Genomic DNA, 17,044 nt, shown 5'->3' with positions numbered 1-17,044 from the left:
GGGTTGCGCGGGCATCAGATAACGCCTTCTTCAACGGTGTGCGGGGTGGGCAGGCGTTCGAGGGTCTGCGCCACTTCCAATAGGCTGGCGGCGCCGAACAACTGGCCCATGGGCAGTTCCACACCCAGACGGCTGCGCAGCATTTCGAGAAAACGCGTGGCCAGCAGGCTGTCGCCGCCCAGGCGGAAAAAGTTGTCGTGGCGCGAGACGCTCGGCACCTTGAGCAAGTGCTGCCAGAGCTCGGCGATCACCTGTTCGCCTGCGCTCAGCGGTTGCTCATCCACCGCGTCCCGTGGCTGGGCTGCGGCGCTCAAAGGGGCGAGCAGCGCACGGCGGTCGACCTTGCCATTGCTGCTCAAGGGCAGGCGTTCCAGCACCAGGATCTGTTCCGGGCGCATGTACGCAGGCAGGCACTGTTCCAGATGCTGTGCGAGCACCTCGGCGCAGGTGCTGGCCGTAACGGCGGCCATCAGTCGGTGGTCGGCGACCAGCGCCACGGCGCTGTTCACACAGGGGTGACGCGCCAGGGCGGCTTCGATTTCGCCCAGTTCGATGCGATGGCCACGGATCTTCACTTGGCTGTCGGCGCGCCCGAGAAACTCCAGCAGGCCATCGGGGTGGTAGCGGCCAAGGTCTCCGGTGCGGTACCAGCCATCGACAAAGCGCTCGGCATTCAACTGCGGGGCGTGGCGATAACCGCGCGCGACGCCGGCACCGCCGATCCACAGTTCCCCCGTGACCCAGTCCGGGCAGTCACGGCCCAGCGCATCGACCACCCGGTAGGCCTGGTTGGCCAGCGGCACGCCGTAGGGGATCGAACGCCAGCCCGGCATTGCCTGGCGTACTTCAAAGTGATTCGACCAGATTGCCGCTTCGGTCGCGCCGCCGAGGGCGATAAAACGGCAACCGGGGGCCTGCTCTTGCAGGCGTTGCGGCAGATCAAGGCCGATCCAGTCGCCGGACAGCAGTGCGACCCTCAGGTCCAGAGGCTGGCGGTCTTGTAAGTTGGCTTCCAGCAGCATGTCGAGCAGCGCCGGCACGCTGTTCCACAGGGTCACGCGGTGCTGTTGCAATGCCTTGAGCCAGGCGCGGGCATCGCGGCGCTGGTCTTCGTCGATCAGCACCACCGCGGCGCCCACCGAGAGCAGGCCGAACAGGTCATACACCGACAAGTCGAAGTCCAGCGCCGACAGTGCCAGGCCCCGGTCGCTGGCTTGGACGCCATAACAGCGGTTGATCTCGGCCACGGTATTCATCGCTGCGCGGTGGGTGATTTCCACGCCCTTGGGCTGGCCGGTGGAGCCGGAGGTGTAGATCACATACGCCAGTTCATCCGCCGCGACAGGCCGTGGCGCTGCCAGCGGTTCGGCCTTCAACGCGGTGGAGGGCTTGAGGTGTTTGACACCGGGCAGTCGCGGGTCGTGCTCGGCGAGCATCAGGGTCACGCCGGCCTGTTGCAGGATGCGCTGGCAGCGCTGCAATGGCTGATCGACACCCCCCGGCAGATAGGCGGCGCCGGCCGCCAGAATGCCCAGCACACAGGCGACCTGCTGCGGCCCCTTGGCCAGGGACACGGCCACCAGGTCGCCGGGTGCGACACCTGCGTCCATCAGACTGTGGGCGATACGCAGCGCGCGTTCGGCCAGTTCGCCGTACTTAAGCGTGCCGTGTTCACCCCATAACAGGGCCGGGCGCTGTGGCGTCTGACGCGCCTGTTCAAAGAAGCCCTGGTGCAGCGTCGGGTCGCCCGGCACGCAGTCGACCGGGGCGTTGAGTTGAGCGCGCCGTTGCGCTTGGGCCTGGGGCAGCAGGTCGGGTGGCGCGCTGTCCCAGGCGTGCTCGGCCAACCAGTTGAGGCTCAGCAGGTAAGCATCGAACATCGCTTCAACCAGACCTTCGGGAAACAGGCCGACCACACGGTCCCAGTTAAGGGCAATGCCACCGTTGGCTTCGACGACCTGGTGGTCGAGCCACACTTGCGGGGTTTGTGTCAGGCCGAACACCTGGTGGGCAAACGGGCCGTCCACCGGCGCCGCCGTGCCATCCGGCACGCCCAGGGCGCTGGTGAACACCACCGGCATGCTCACCTGTTGCTCGCCATTGCCCCGGGCCAGCTGGCGCAGCAGGCTGACCGAACCCACGCAGCGATGCTCCAACGCCTCGCCCAGGGATTGTTGCGTACGCCGCGCACGGTCAATCCAACGCTCACCCGCCACGGGCACATACCCGAGCAGGGTCAGCGATGTGAAGTCGCCCATGACCTGGTCGATCTGAGGGTGGACGGGGCGGCGATCGAACAGCGTGAGGTTGAGGCTCAGGTCCGGGCGTGCGCTCCAGCGGCCGAGGGTTTCGGCAAAAGCGCAGAGCAATACCGCCGAGGCGGTCAGCCCCTGTTGCTGGGCCTTGGCCAGGATCGCTTGCCAGGCGCTCGCATCGATCTGCCCTTGCAGGCGTTCAAAGCGTGGTCGGCCCAGGCTGGCGGGGTCGGCGGCCAGCGGCAGCTGCGGATGGGGCGGCAATTCGGGCAGGTGTTCCTGCCAGAAGCGCTGCGCGGCGTGCAGCTCTTCAGGTGTCGGGGCGCACTGCAATTGGTAATCGCGGAACGACAGGTCCCACGGGGCCAGCGCCATGTCGGGCTCGCGGTACAACGCATCGAGTTCGGCGTAGAAACGCAGGATGCTCAGCGCATCGAGGATCAAATTGTCCAGGCTGATCGCCAGGCGTGTGTGCCGGCCGTGGGTCACTGTTTGCACATCGAACAGCGGCCATTGGTGAGGGGCGAACACGCGATGGGCACAGTGTTCACGCAGGTCTTCCAGGCTGGCGTGGCCCTGGCCGATCACGAAGTCCGGCACTTGTTGCAGAATGCGCGCCTGGCCATTCTGGTCGAACACAGCGCGCAGCATTTCGTGGCGTTCGATCAGGCGCTGCAAGGCGTGTTGCAGGCGCGGCAGGTCAAGGTCCTCGACGTCGTATTCACGGTAGAAGTGGCAACTCACGCCCCCCAGCACCAGGCTGGGGTCGCGGCCCAGCCAATAGGCCTGCTGCACCTCAGTCATAGGGAAGGGCGCGTGGCGTTGCGCCAGGTCTGCAACGACGGTGCGTGCGGGTTCGGCCTGTGCCTGTTGATGCAGGTCGACACAGAACTGCGCCAACACCGGCTTGGCAAACACCTGGGCGATGCGTGCACCGCCCAGCCCTTGTTCGGCAAGCAGGCGCACCAGGCGGGTGGCGCTCAGGGAGTCGCCGCCCAGGGCAAAGAAGCTGTGTTCGCGGTACACCTCACCACAGCCAAGCAACTGCTGCCAGGCGCGGGCCACCTGTTGTTCGATAACGCCGCAGGGCGCCGTCAGGTTGGCCTGCTGCACAGGGCTATGCTGGGCGAGCCACGCGTGCAAGGCTTTGCGGTCGACCTTGCCGTTGCCGGTCAAGGGCAACTGCGCGCAGCCGAGAATCAGCGAGGGAATCATATACGCCGGCAGGCGCTCGGCCAGGCCCGGCAGGTCGATCTGCACAGGTTGCACGGCGCCGTGCGCCAGACGGACCACCGCCGCCAATTGCTGGCCGGCCAGCAACACGACCGCGTGCTCCACGCCTGGGCAGGCCAGCAGCGCCTGCTCGACTTCGCCGGCCTCGATGCGGTAGCCATGCAGCTTGAGCTGAAAGTCGCTACGCCCGAGGAACTCCACAGTGCCGTCGGGGTGGTAGCGCGCTCGGTCGCCGGTGCGGTACCAGCGCAGGCCTTGATAGTCGACGAAACGCTCGGCGCTGCGCACACGGTCGCCGCGATAACCTTCGGCTACCCCGGCGCCGCCGATCCACAGCTCCCCGGCCACCCAGTCCGGGCAGTCATGGCCCTGGTGGTCGACGATGCGCAGGCTGACGTTGTCCAGCGGTTTGCCGTAGGGCAGGCAGTGCCAAGCCAATGGCTGGCCGGGGAGGGCTTCGAACAGCGTCGAGTGGATCGCCGCTTCGGTAGCGCCGCCCAAGGCCATGAAGCGACAGCCCGGCGCCTGGGCCCACAACCGTGGCGCCAGGTCCGGGGCGACTTTGTCACCGCCGAGCAACACCGCACGCAGCGGCAGGCGGGCGTCGGCCGGGGCGCAACCGAGCAACATGTCCAGCAACGCCGGCACGCAGTTGAGCACACTGGCGCGGTGCTGCAAGGCCAATTCACGCCAGCGCTCGGCATCGCGTTGCGCTTCGGGCTCGATGCCAATCACCGCCGCGCCGGTGGACAGCGCAGCAAACAGGTCGAACACCGACAAGTCGAACTCCAGCGCAGAGAGCGCGAGGATGCGGTCATCGGCGGTCAGTTGGAGGCGTCGTTGCAGGTCGTCCACGGTGTTGGCGGCGGCCAGGTGGCTGATTTCCACGCCCTTGGGTTCGCCAGTGGAACCGGAGGTGTAGAGGATGTAGGCCAGGTCGCTGACCGCGCCGGGCCGGGGCGCGTCCAGCGCGGGGCCCGCAGGTGGCAGGGCCTTGAGCAGCAACCGTGCACCTGAGCTTTCGCAGATTTTCTGGCAGCGGGCGTCGGGCTGGTCGATGCCGATGGGCAGGTATGTGGCGCTGCAGGCGAGGATGCCCAGCACCGCGATGACTTGCTCGGGGCCCTTGGGCAGTTGCAGCGCCACCACATCGCCGCGCTGGATACCTTGGTCTTCCAGGTACGCTGCAACTTGCAGGGCCCGCTCGGCCAGCTCGCCATAGCTGATGACGGGAGGGTGGCCCTGCAGCAGCGCGGGCAAGGTGGGCGTCAGGCGTGCCTGGGAAAAAAAAGCCTCATGCAGGCGCTTGACGGGCAGGGCAGCAGGCTGGCCTTGCACGGTTTGGCGCAGGGCCAGTTGCTCGGCGGGGATCAGCGCAGACGGCGCCTGATGCCAGGCGTCCGGGTCAAAACACAGGCGTTGCAACAGGTCGGTATAGGCCTTGAACATGCCATCCAGCACGCCGTCGGCGAACAGCCCTTCACGTGCATCGAGGTTGACCAGGATGCCGCCGTCCAGCTCGGTGACTTGCGCATCGAGCCACACCTGCGGGCCTTGGGAAATGATCCACGCCGGCTGGCCGAAACTGGCCTGTACACCCTCGGCGAACAGCTCACCCAGGCCCAGTGCGCTGGTGTATACAACGGGAGCCAGCACTTGTTCACCGCGTTGGCGGGACAGTTCGCGCAACACCTCCAGGCCGGAAAACGCACTGTGCGCGACATCGTTGTGGAAGCGGCGTTGCAGGGCGGTGGCGCGTGCGGCAAAGGTGCCGGCGACCCGGCCGTCCCAGGCCAGCAGGATCGACGAGGTGAAATCCCCCACCAGGCGTTCGACATCGGCGTGCAGCGGTGCGCGATTGAACAGCGGCAGGTTGAGCAGCAACTCAGGGGTATCGCACCAGGCGCCGAGCGCTTCACTGAACACCGCCGCCAACGCCATAGCCGGCGTGAGCCCGTGCTCCCGCGCACGGCGTTCGAATGCCTGGCGTTCCGACGGCGGCAGCCAATGGTGACGGCGGCAGACCTGGCGGTCATCGCCCTGGGGCTTGATCGGCAGGCTCGGCGCACCGGGCAATTGATTGAGGCGCTGCAACCAGTAGTCGCGCGCCCGTTGGTGACGATCCCGCTGCTCGGTGCTGGCCTGTTCCTGGCGCAGGTCAGCCAGGTAGCGGGCAAAGGTGTAGTCCAGCGCGGGCAGGGGATGTTGGCGGTACAACAGCACCAGGTCGCCGAGCAGGGTGCGCAGGCTCAAGGCATCGGCGGCGAGCATGTCGAGGTTCAGGTGCAGGCGGGTGCCGTCGGGCAACAACGACAGCTGGATATCCAGCACCTGGCCTTGCTCCACGGCCAACGTGCGATGGGACAGCTCGGCGCGCAAGGCTGCCAGCCGTTGTTGCACCTGTTCGGCGCTGGCCTGGCGCAGGTCATGCACCGTGAGCCCCGGCCACGGGCTGTGCGCGAGGACCTGCTGGCGGCCGTCATCGAGAAATTGCGCCCGCAACATCGGGTGCCGCGCGAGCAGGGCACGCACGGCGGCTTCCAACCGTATCGGGTCAACGTCGTGGCCATCGAACTCGTTATAGAAGTGTGCGGCCACGCCACCCAGCGCTTGGCCAGGGGCGCGACCGATCCAATAGGCGTGCTGCATCGGCGCCAGTTCGAATGGCAAGCCGTCATCGGTAGAGGTGCTGACCGGCGCGGCGGCCGTGGGTGCCGTATCAAGCAGGGCCAACCAGGCACACAGGCGCGGGTCCGCCACCAGGTCGGCGAAACGCGCGGCCAGGCCTTGGCGCCGCCATTGGCCGGCGAGGCGGATCAGGGTGACGGAATCCAGCCCCCATTCGATCAGGTTGGCCTCCAGGGGCACCTGGTCGGCGGGCAGTCCAAGGGCGTCGGACAGGGATTGGCGCAGCAGTGTTGCGGTTGAGGTGCTGGGAGTGGCCATGGCTCAACGTCTTCTCATCGCTAGGGCCCGGGCCGGGGTTGGCCCAGGCGCTGGGGGCAGGCAAATGCATGGGGCAAGATGCTAGTCATTCTCATTTTGGTAACTACCCGGATCGAATCGTTTTTGCCCCGTATCCGTTTGGTCGGTGCGGATTGCACGGGCGCAACTGCGGGGGATGACGCCGATACGCCGCGCGATGCGGTTGGAAAATGACTTGAATCGGGTAGAGCCCGGCCCACGGCCTTGACTACCGTCGCTCGCCGCCCTCTTGCAGGGCCTCTTCATGGAGTTGCGGATGTCTGTCGATTCGGGTTTACAAGTGCGCGGCCTGCGCAAGCGCTACAACAACGGCGTTGAAGCGCTGCGCGGCGTTGACCTGAGTGTTGGCCCCGGCATGTATGGCTTGCTCGGCCCCAACGGCGCTGGCAAGAGCAGCCTGATGCGCACCCTGGCGACCTTGCAGCAGCCGGACGCCGGCAGCATTCACCTGGACGGCGTGGACGTTCTGCGCGGCCCCGACCATCTGCGTCGCCGCCTGGGTTACCTGCCGCAGCAACTGGGCGCATACCCCGGCGTGAGTGCGCGGGATTTGCTCGACCGGTTCGCCTGGCTCAAGGGCCGTACCGACAACGGCCAGCGCCGCGAGGAAATCGAGGCCCTGCTGGATAAGGTCAACTTGCAGCAGGCGGCCCACCGTGCGTTGGCGACCTATTCGGGCGGCATGTTGCGCCGGTTCGGTATCGCCATGGCACTGGTGGGCTCGCCGCGCTTAGTGATCGTCGATGAGCCCACGGCGGGCCTCGACCCGGCCGAACGCAACCGTTTTCATCGAGTGCTGGCGGATGTCGCCGCCGAATCCATCGTGCTGCTGTCGACCCATATCGTCGAAGACGTCGAGAACCTGTGCAGCCGCCTGGCGGTGTTGGCCGGCGGGCAGATTATTGTCGAAGGTCGCCCGGCCGACTTGCTCGCTGCCGAACAGGGCCGCTTGTGGGAAGCGCCGTTCAGCCGTGGCGAAACGTTGCCCGCGGCTTTGCATGTGGCGGCCAGCCCCGAAGGCAGTCGCGTGATCGTGCACGGTGAGCGGCCAGCAGACCCGCGCTTTATCGCCCATGTACCGCGCCTGGAAGACATCTATTACCTGGCGCTGGCCCAGGCCGGCGAGGCGGTGGACGCATGAATACCTTCGCCTTGCTGTTGCGTGAAGCCTGGGTGGAAGTCCGCGCCGGGCTGCGCAGTGGCATTCCCTTGTTGGTGTTTCTTGGCCTCACCGGCTACCTGCTGATGTCCCTGACGAATGCCGATTACGTGCAGAAAATGGGGGCCAGCGACATCGTACGCAATGCGCCGAGCCTGATTTACCTGATGTCGTGCGGTTGCATGTTCTTCCTGTTTTTTGCTTGGGCCTGGGTGTTTGCGCAGCCGGCCCTGCGCGACCGCAAGGCGCAGTTGGAAGAGGTGCTGCTGGCCTTGCCGCTGTCGCTGCCGGCGCTGCTGTGGGGGCGTTTTATCGGCGCGGCGCTGGTGGGTGGGTTGCTCGCGAGTGCGTTGATTGTCGGCTTCCTGGTCAGCCCGGTATTGGGCTGGCTCGGCTGGGTACCCGCGGCAAGTATCGGTGCGCCGGTGTGGTCGGCGCTGGCCTTTGCCTGGGTCGCCTTGCTGTTGCCGGTGAGTACGGGGATCGGTGCGTTGTATTACCTGCTGGCGTTGCGCAGCCGTGGCCTGGCTGCGCCCTTTGCCCTGGCGACGGTATTGATGCTGCTGTGGATGTTTGCGGTGGTCGTACTCAAGGGCGGGCATATCAACCCGCTGTTGGCGGCCAGCCTGGACCCGTCGCTATTTACCTTTGCCCAGGCCCAGGTCGAAACCTGGAGCGCCGCGCAGAAGTCGCAGTCGCTGCTGGCGCTGACGCCGGGGTTCTGGCTCAACCGCGCGTTGTGGTGTGTGTTGCCGCTGCTGGTGCTGGCCGTGGTGTTGGCGCGCACCACGCGCCAGGGCCTGATGGGCCGGCGCAGCGGTGCGGTGCTGGCGGAACCGCCGATGCTGCGCAGCCGTGACGTGCAATTGCCGGGTCCGTTGACGGCCAGTCGTTGGACGCACGCCTTGTGGCATGAAGCGCGCTGGCAGGTACGCCAGTTGTTTGCACGGCGGATCTGGTGGGTGGCGCTCAGCTTGCTGCTGGTGATGGGCGTGCTCAGTGGTTTTGTCCACGGCGTGTGGCATGCGCGCGGGCCGATGGTGCCACGGGCGGATCTGACCCTGCCGCTGTTGTCGAGCGCGTTGTTCCTGGTGATCGCCTTTCTTATCGCGGCGCTGGTGGGCTTGGTGTGTCGGCGTGATGACGTCGAAGGCCTCGGGGCGATGTTGCAGGCGACCCCCGCACCGACCTGGCTGCGATTGTTCGGTCGCACGGCTTGTGTGCTGTTGGCGACCCTGGCCTTGGCGCTGGTGCCAGGCATTGCCAGCCTGCTGATCAGTGCCATCGCTGCGCCCGACAGCCTGGCGCCGGGCTTTGTACTGGTCTACCAAGTGCTGGTGTTCGCGCCGCCGCTGCTGGAGCTGGCCGCGCTGACGGTGTTGGTGCACGCGTTGATTCGCCGCTCGGGGCTCGCGTACGCCACGTCGATGCTGCTGACGTTTTTCCTGGTGCTCAACCACGAATTGGGGCTGGTCAGTTACCCCGCCTATGCGATGGGGATACCGGCGCATGTGGCGTTGTCGCAACTCGCCGGCTGGGCGCCCTGGTTACCCTATCTCGGCACCCTGGCAGGCTGGAAACTCGCGGGTTGCGCGGTGATGGTCGGCGTGGCGGCACTGGTGTTGCCTCGCGGTCCCGAGCGCCGCCGTTTCGCTGACGTGGGCCAGCCGTTGCCGCTCGCCGTGTTGGCCCTGGGCGCCTTGGGTCTGCTGGGCAGTGGCGTGTCTTTGCACCATCACCTGGTGGAGCAGGGCGACTACCAATCGGTGGCCGAGCAGCGTATTGAACGCGCCGCCTGGGAACAGCGCTGGCTGCCCGGCGCAACGGCCTGGCAGGTGGCGGGCGGGCGCGTGCAACTGCGCGTGGATTCTGCTGCGCGTCAGGTTGAGGGCCAGTGGACGCTTGACGCCGTGCTGGCCAGCCAATTGGATGCTGAGCTGCCGCCAGGCTTGCAGGTGACCGCGGTGAGCGTGATGGGGCAACCGGTCACGTTCGAACAGGCGACCGAGCACCTGCGGGTGCCTCTGGCACCGTGTGCGACGAACGCCTGCACTGTGGAGTTGAACTGGACGGTCAGCGCCAACGGCTGGCCGTCGGAAGGCGAAGCGTTCTGGTTGGGGCCGCACGGTGTGTGGCTGCAAGCGCGCCGCGTTATGCCGCGCCTGGGGCTGGACAGCGAGCGGCTGCTGCGTGCGCCGGTGCAACGCAGCGAGGTCGGTTTGGCAGCCGACGTGCCCACCTTGGCGGCAGGTTCCGCCGTCGCCGTGGAGGCCATCGCGCCGGCGGGCGACTGGCAATGGCAGGTCGAGATTGATGGACAGGACTTCAACGGCCACAGCGCGGCGCCCTTGGATTTTGCCTACAGCGTGCAGGCAAAGGCGGATGCCAGTCGCCAGCAAACGGCTGTTGAAGTGCGCGAAGACCTGGACCTGATGAGCGCCTGTGTGGCGCGACGCCTGGGCAGTCGCCCGGTGGTGGAGGGCGTGAGCCAGTGGCCGACCGGCATGGGCGACAGCCGCTTGAGCCACGGTCAGCTGTTGCTCGCCCAATCGCCGGATTGGGACGTGGCCGCGACCGGCGTCGGGCGTTCGGCACGCCGTGCGCATATTGCCGAACTGCTTGCCCGCCGGGTGTTGATTGACGCCAGCGACCTGCGCCAAGTGCCGGGTTACCTGTGGTTGAACCAGGGCGTGGCGGGCGCGATCGGCTTGCTGTGTGTGGCGGATGTAGACGGTCCTGAGGCGCGCGCGGCACTGGTGAAACTCATGGCCGATGACCTGACCCGTGCCCTGGGCAATGACGGCGAACCCGTCGGCACCCTGGCCGATGCCCGCGAACACGGCTGGGCCGCCACCTATGCAGCGCTGGCAAGCCTGGCATGGACCGCCGAACAAAGCCCCGAACAACTGACGGCAATGACCGCCGCCATCCGAAACGGCCAGGGATGGCCGGCTGCGATCCAGCCCTTGTTGGGCGCGCCTGATCCTCACGCGATTGCCGCTGCGCTTGAGCGCTGGGGCCCTGCGCAATGAATTCGAACCATCCCTGCCTTTTGGAGCTTTGTCATGTCATCTGCACTGTTTATCCAACCGCTGCGCCGTCCCCTCGGCTGGCGGGCCAACGTCCTGACCCAGGCCATGGCGCTGGGCTTGTCCAGCCAGATGTGTACGGCCTATGCCGCTGACTATCAGCCGCAGGCCCCCGCGGAGGCCATCGAACTGGCACCGCTGACGGTCAGCGCGCGCCTGAGTCAGGAGAGTGCCAAGGACATCCCCTTTGGCCTCTCGGTAATCGATGGGAAAACCCTCGAGACCCGGCGCCTACGCACCCTGGAAGACGCGCTGCGCACCACGCCGGGGGTGGATATGAACTCCTGGGGCGGTGCCAATGACGCCAATGTGCGTATTCGCGGGGTCGGGTCGCTGAACCAGATGAGCATGGATGACGGCTCGGTGGTGTTGAATGTGGACGGCGTGCCGATGTCAGTGCGCAATGCGGCGTTGGCGACGCTCGACGTGCAGCAGGTGGAGGTGCTCAAGGGCCCGCAGGGCACCTTGCTGGGGCGCAACAGCGAGGCAGGCGCAATCAACGTCACCACCCGCAAACCGACGCGCGAGCTGGAGGGGTATGTGCGCGGCGAAGTCGGCAACCAAGGCCAGTTCATGACGGAAGGCGCCGTGGGCGGGCCGTTGACTGACGCGCTGGCCGGGCGTATCGCGGTACGGCGCAGCGGCTTTGATAACTGGGTCGATGACCAACAGGACGGCGACCCGCTGACCAAACCCCGGGACCTCGCTCTGCGCGGCAGCCTGCTGTGGGACAACGACCAGGGCACCACCGGCCTTTTGACCGCCGAGCGCCAGCGCGCCGAGCACTATGCGGGCCTGGAGCTGTTGCGTCCGTTTGGCAATCGCCCGAGCCTGGACTACACGCCTGGTACCTTCGATGGCAACCAGAAGACCAACGAGCGTTACTCCTTCGAACTCAACCACGATCTGGCGCAGTCGCGCATCACCTCGATCAGCGCCTACACCAGCACCGACTTCAATGCCGTCAAAGGCTACGATCGCAACATCACGCGGGCGTTGTATGGTTCCCCGTTCGAATACCTGATCGAAGACTCGGCCCATGAGCGCGTGTGGAGTCAGGACCTGCGTCTGGGATCACTGGCGGATGCCGATGTGTTTTGGGTGACGGGGCTCAACTTGTCGCGCTCCGAGCGCAGTTTCGATTCCAACAACTTCACCAATGGCGCGCAGCAGATGCGCGATTTCAGCACCAACAGTTATGCGGCCTATGGCGAGGTGACGTACCCGATTGCCGAAGACTGGAAGCTCACCACTGGCCTGCGCCACACCTGGGACCGCAAGACCTATGGTGCCGATTATTCCAGTGGTGGCGCACAGGTCAGCGACAGCCGGCGTTTGCAGGACAACTACAGCACCGGGCGCGTGGCGCTGAGCTACGCGCTGACGCCGCAGACCAATGTGTATGCGGTGCTGTCACGGGGCTACAAATCGGCGGGGTTCAACGACTACGCCACGTCGATCAAGGACAGCGAGCCCTACAAGGCCGCCAAGGTGAATTCCGCCGAGCTGGGTTTCAAGCATGAAAGCCCCGGGGGCGAGTTGAGCCTGGAAGGCGCGTTGTTCATCACACGTGTACAGGACGACCACCTGCTGGGCTACGACTTCAACACCCTGGCGGTCAGCGCGGTGAATGCCGACACCCGCAGCAAGGGCGCCGAGCTGTCGACCACCTGGCACGTCACCGATGAACTGACCTTGGGCAGTGCCGTGAGCTACACCAATGCGGTGGTGACGTCGGATGCGCCGGGCGTGTCCGGCGGTGACGTGGCAGCGGGCAGCCGCGTGCCGGATGTGCCGCTGTGGAGCGGCAACTTCAGCGTCGCCTGGCAAAAAAACCTGGGGGCCTTGCTCGGGTTGCCGGCGCCACGCCTGAACACCTTGCTCAATTACCGCGTACAGAAAAATCGCCCGGCCGACCCGCAGAACCACTACGACCTCAAGGGCTACGCCAAACTGGACCTGCACCTGGGCCTGGAGAGTGGCGGTTCGGAGGTCTACCTGTGGGGCGACAACCTGCTGGATGCACGCTACGACCTGTACGGCTCGTACTCCACCGACCAGGTGTTGACTGGCATGCCGGGGCGCGGGCGGTCGGCAGGCGTGGGGTATAGCTACCAGTTCTGACCGACCTGTAGGAGCGAACTTGCTCGCGAAGATTGCCCAGGCTCCGCTAGTAATCTGGCTGCCCGCGTGAACGTTGACGTTTTTCGCGAGCAAGCTCGCTCCTACAAGAGGGGAGCTGCCCGTTCACACTGTAGGAGCGAGCTTGCTCGCGAAGAGCGCCCAGGCACCAAGATATATCAGGTTGTCCGGCTAGCAAGCTCGCGCCTAGAGCCAGATCGCATCCCACAATGGGTACTGACCGATGTGCTCGACCAGACCAGCGCGCAAAGGATTGGCGATGATATAGCGGGCCATGGCCTTCATGTCGTCCTCTCGACGTAATGCCCGATCAAAGTAGCCCTTCTGCCAAAGCGCTCCATGGAAGCCCCTCACTGCATTGATCGTTCGTGCACTTCGCGATTTGGTTATTCGCATCAACCTCGGCAAATCACCGTTGTGCAACTCGACCAGCCAGTGAAAATGATCCGGCATGATGACCCAGGCCAGTGAAGTTGCCTCGCCGTCTACTTGGGCTCGCCTGAATTCGCTGACCAGTAGCCGACCGATGCGCCAATCCTGAAAGATTCGTTGTCGTTGGTGGGTAACAGCGGTAAGCAGGTAAATACGGCCATTTTCGGAGTAGCGACCTAAGCGCAGGCGATGTGCGTTTTGCTGGGTGGACATTCCTTCGTCCTCTTCTGTGGATGGAAGAGAAACGGTAGGAGCCATCAGCGTCTATTGCCGTTTAAACAGTAGTACCAGATATGTCCCGACCCTGTAGGAGCGAGCTTGCTCGCGAAGAGCGTCAACGATGACGCACGCATCCAGAACAAATGCGGTGTCTGAGCGTTCTTCGCCAGCAAGCTCGCTCCTACAGTGAGGGGTGGGGTCAGAACTGATAGGTGTAGCCCACGCCCAAGGTACGGCGGCGTGCCGGTGCACCGTAGGCCACCGGGTCACTGTAGAAACCGTAGGTGTCGTAGGTCTGGTTCAGCAGGTTGTCGGCGAAGGCATAGACTTCGCCGAACTTGCTTTCCAGGCCCGCGCGCAGGTCGAGTTTCTCGTAGTTGTCCAGGTTGAAATGGTTTTGCGGGTCGGCTGCGCGCTCGCCCACCCAGTGATAGTTCAGGCTGGTGTTGAGGGTGGTTTCGCCGAGGCTGGCGAAGGTGCCCAGTGGGTGTTTCCAGCTGGCGTTGAAGTTGCCGCTCCAGCGCGGAACATCCGGGGTGCGGTTGCCGGCAGCCACGTCACCGGCCTGGATGCCTTGCACGCCGCTGGTGATCTTGGCATCGAGGTAGGTGGCGCTGGCGGCCAGGGTCAGGCCGTAATCGAAGCGCCAACTGCCTTCCAATTCGGCACCACGGGTGCGGGTGTCGGCGTTGAAGGCATTGGTGGCGAAGGTTGCTGCGTCGTAGCCGAGCAGGTGATCGTCGTGTACGCGGGTGAAGAACAGGGCACCGTTGAGGCTGCCGCGACGGTCTTCGGTTTCACTCTTGAAGCCCAGTTCCGCGGCTTTGCTGACGGCGGCCTTGTAGGGCTCGCTGTCGGTGACCTGCGAGGCATAGTCATTGAAACCACCGGATTTATAGCCCCGCGCCAGTTGTACGTAGACGTTGGTTTGCGGCGTGACGGCGTAGCTCAGGGCGACGCGGCCGGTGCCATAGTCGTCGGTCAGCTTGCGGGAGTCTTGCACCGCACTGCTGCCAGAGAAGTACTGGCCGTCGTAGGTCTTGCGGTCCCAGGAGTGGCGATAGCCGGTGGTGAGTTTCAGACGCTCCGTGAGGGGAAAGGTGACTTCGCCGTAGCCGGCGTAGGTGGTGGTGGTGAAGTCACGGTATTTGGCGCCGGAGGTGCCGTAGGTGTTGCGCGGCGTGTCGTAGCTGCGCTCGTTGCGGCTGGCGGCGAGGCCCGCCACCCAGAACACCTCGGAGTCGGGCAGCGAGCTCAGGTGCAGGTCCTGGCTCCAGCTGCGCTCGAAGGATTTGTCCACCACCCAGAATTCGCTGGGAGTGCCGTACAGGGCGCCCATGAGTTTGCTGTCGTAGGCGATCAGGCCTTCGAAGTCGGCGGTGCCGGTGGCGGTGGTGGAGGTCAGGCGACTGTTGGCGAAGTCGTGATCGACCTTGAGCGTATAGCGCTCGGTGGTCTTGTAGTTGTCGTCGAACAGGCCTGGGGTCAGGTCCAGGCTGGGGTCGCTGCCGTAAGGGCGCAACACCAGGGAGTTGGTGGCGCGCTCGGTTTTCTGGCGTTCGGCGCTGACTAACACATGGGTGTCATCGTTGAGGTCCCACAGCAGGCTGCCTCGGTAGGCTTCGTTACGCGGCTTGGTGATGGGGTGGTTAGTCTGGTCGTTGTCGATCCAGCTGTCATAGCCGGCACGACGCACAGCCAGGCGACCGCTGAGGCTGTCGCTGATCGGACCCCCGATGGCGCCTTCAGTGAGGAACTGGCCTTCCTGGCCCACTTCGCCGCGCACATAACCTTCGAGTTCGCGGGTAGGTTGGCGCGTGGTGATATTCACCGCGCCCGCCTGGCCAATCGCACCGGACAACGTGCCCTGAGGCGCCTTGAGCACTTCGATACGATCGACGTCGAGGGTGCCGAAACCGAGGCTTCGCGACGACACGGGCACACCGTCGATATTGAACGCCACCGAGCTGTCATCCATCGACATCTGGTACAGCGAGCCGACGCCACGGATCAGTACATTGAAGTCATTCGGCCCCCCGGACGAATTGACGCTGACCCCGGACGTGTTGCGCAGTGCGCTTTCCAGCGTGTCGAGCCGCTGGGTGCGCAGTTGCTCGCCGCTGATCACGCTGAGGCTGATGGGCACTTCCTTCGGGTCTTCCTGCTCCATGCGCGCAGTCACCGTCGAGGCCGGCAGTTGCACAGGCTCGCTGGTGGCGGTGGCGAGCGCCGAATTGGCCAGTGTCAAACTCATGGCTATTGTTATAGTATTACGTTTGTAGCAAGATTGGCGGGTAGCCGTCGTGTTGCATCGTGCAGACATGATGGGACCTTGACTGAGGATTCTGATCGGCGCGCGTTGCGGGGTGGCAGCGGCGATTTGGCGGAGCCTGTGCAGCGCGCCAGATGCTAATAATTATCAATTGCACACTTCCACCCCGATGTGATCTGATTCGAGCCGTATCCGGTCAGCCAGGAGATTTACGATGTCAGCCGTTCAAGGAGGCGCAGGGGAGCCGATGCCGGTCTCGCGAATCATTACGGGAGGATATGGATGCGACCTCGGGCCAGGGGCGCACTGTCGCGTCACCCGCGTGTCGCTGCAGGACGGGCTGGACATCGTGCGGTGGCAAAGCACCTTCGATCAGCCAATCGAATTACCCTTGCAGGACGACAGCGATTGCATCCATTTCAGCTTCACCAACCTGCTCAAAGGCAAGGCCTCGTGCAGCTTTCAAGAGGGGCGTCGGCAACGGCGCTATGCGATTGACGAGGGCGCGGGCAGCATCAGCTTTGGTCGTTGCCGCCACGGTCTTTACCACCAGCACGGCGAGATCGATAACATCACCGTGATGATTCGTCCTGAAGTGCTTGAGCAATGGGAACTGAAACTCGACCCACTGCTAAACAAAGCACTGGCGTGTGACCATTGCTTTCTCGATGGTCACCGCAGTGGCGAAATGAGCGCGACTGCGCACCTGCTAGGCGCCGCCATGGACCAAGGTGCTGGCCTGACAACAGCTCAGCCGCGCAGCAACCTGTGGCTTTACGGGCAGAGCGTTACGCTGGTGAGCTTGTTCCTGGAAGTACGCCAGGACGCCGAATGCACCTGCCGCGTCAGCAACACCGACCGCCAACGGCTGGTGCGTGCCCGTGAGCGTCTGCTTGAAGACCTGGGCAAGGCGCCAAGCCTGTCTGAGTTGGCGCGTGAGTCCGGGTTGAGCCAACCCAAGCTGACGCGCGGGTTTCGGCAACTGTTTTTCAACAGTGTCTACGGCGTATTCCAGCAAGCACGCATGATCCAGGCACGCAGCCGCTTGATGAGCGGCGATGAATCCGTGATGCGCATCGCCTCGGACCTGGGCTACGCCAATGCCAGTCATTTTGCGACGGCGTTTCGTAAGCAGTTCGGAATCAACCCGTCGACGCTCAAGCACGGCGGGAGGAGCAAATCACTGGGTATTAATGCGTCGTAAACGAAGATGTGCCTAAGCGCTCTGATTTCGTTGGACGCACAGGTGGGTGCGGCA

General features: G+C 64.8%; 7 protein-coding genes. 4 read left to right on the top strand and 3 right to left on the bottom strand.

Annotated elements, in window-relative coordinates; genetic code table 11:
• Positions 1–14 precede the first annotated feature (14 nt).
• On the bottom strand, positions 15–6,434 hold the full coding sequence (locus HX868_RS18635; RefSeq protein WP_177003916.1) for a non-ribosomal peptide synthetase: 6,420 nt from the start codon (positions 6,432–6,434) through the stop codon (positions 15–17).
• A gap of 295 nt (positions 6,435–6,729) precedes the next feature.
• On the opposite strand from HX868_RS18635, the gene HX868_RS18630 reads away from it, so the two are divergent.
• Genes HX868_RS18630 through HX868_RS18620 form a run of 3 tightly spaced genes read left to right on the top strand, consistent with a single transcriptional unit; the run spans position 6,730 to position 12,845 of the window.
• Positions 6,730–7,614 (top strand): ABC transporter ATP-binding protein, encoded by an 885-nt coding sequence (locus tag HX868_RS18630; RefSeq protein WP_177003915.1) that lies wholly within the window; start codon positions 6,730–6,732, stop codon positions 7,612–7,614.
• Positions 7,611–10,664 (top strand): hypothetical protein, encoded by a 3,054-nt coding sequence (locus HX868_RS18625; protein WP_177003914.1) that lies wholly within the window; start codon positions 7,611–7,613, stop codon positions 10,662–10,664. Before HX868_RS18630 ends, HX868_RS18625 begins: the two co-directional genes overlap by 4 nt.
• 33 nt (positions 10,665–10,697) lie before the next feature.
• A complete protein-coding gene (locus tag HX868_RS18620; protein WP_177003913.1) occupies positions 10,698–12,845 on the top strand; it encodes a TonB-dependent receptor in 2,148 nt (715 codons plus the stop codon).
• Positions 12,846–13,049: 204 nt separating this feature from the next.
• On the opposite strand, the gene HX868_RS18615 is transcribed toward HX868_RS18620, so the two are convergent.
• Positions 13,050–13,508, bottom strand: coding sequence for an REP-associated tyrosine transposase (locus tag HX868_RS18615; RefSeq protein WP_177003912.1), 459 nt, complete (start codon positions 13,506–13,508; stop codon positions 13,050–13,052).
• A gap of 205 nt (positions 13,509–13,713) precedes the next feature.
• Complete coding sequence (locus HX868_RS18610) at positions 13,714–15,768, bottom strand: TonB-dependent receptor (RefSeq protein WP_177003911.1); 2,055 nt, start codon at positions 15,766–15,768, stop codon at positions 13,714–13,716.
• Positions 15,769–16,000: 232 nt separating this feature from the next.
• Here HX868_RS18610 and HX868_RS18605 point away from each other — a divergent pair, with 232 nt between their 5' ends.
• Positions 16,001–16,990, top strand: coding sequence for a helix-turn-helix domain-containing protein (locus HX868_RS18605; RefSeq protein WP_246355550.1), 990 nt, complete (start codon positions 16,001–16,003; stop codon positions 16,988–16,990).
• Positions 16,991–17,044: the final 54 nt, after the last annotated feature.

The organism is Pseudomonas reactans, from assembly GCF_013385825.1.
Taxonomy (GTDB): domain Bacteria; phylum Pseudomonadota; class Gammaproteobacteria; order Pseudomonadales; family Pseudomonadaceae; genus Aquipseudomonas; species Aquipseudomonas reactans.
The sequence above is the reverse complement of the archived record's forward strand: the minus strand, read 5'-3'. Positions and strand labels throughout refer to the sequence as shown.

Excerpts from the sequence above, each read along its gene's own strand:
- HX868_RS18625 (WP_177003914.1), top strand. The coding sequence starts at position 7,611 with ATGAATACCTTCGCCTTGCTGTTGCGTGAAGCCTGGGTGGAAGTCCGC.
- HX868_RS18615 (WP_177003912.1), bottom strand. The coding sequence starts at position 13,508 with ATGTCCACCCAGCAAAACGCACATCGCCTGCGCTTAGGTCGCTACTCC.
- HX868_RS18610 (WP_177003911.1), bottom strand. The coding sequence starts at position 15,768 with ATGAGTTTGACACTGGCCAATTCGGCGCTCGCCACCGCCACCAGCGAG.
- HX868_RS18620 (WP_177003913.1), top strand. The coding sequence starts at position 10,698 with ATGTCATCTGCACTGTTTATCCAACCGCTGCGCCGTCCCCTCGGCTGG.
- HX868_RS18635 (WP_177003916.1), bottom strand. The coding sequence starts at position 6,434 with ATGGCCACTCCCAGCACCTCAACCGCAACACTGCTGCGCCAATCCCTG.
- HX868_RS18605 (WP_246355550.1), top strand. The coding sequence starts at position 16,001 with ATGTCAGCCGTTCAAGGAGGCGCAGGGGAGCCGATGCCGGTCTCGCGA.
- HX868_RS18630 (WP_177003915.1), top strand. The coding sequence starts at position 6,730 with ATGTCTGTCGATTCGGGTTTACAAGTGCGCGGCCTGCGCAAGCGCTAC.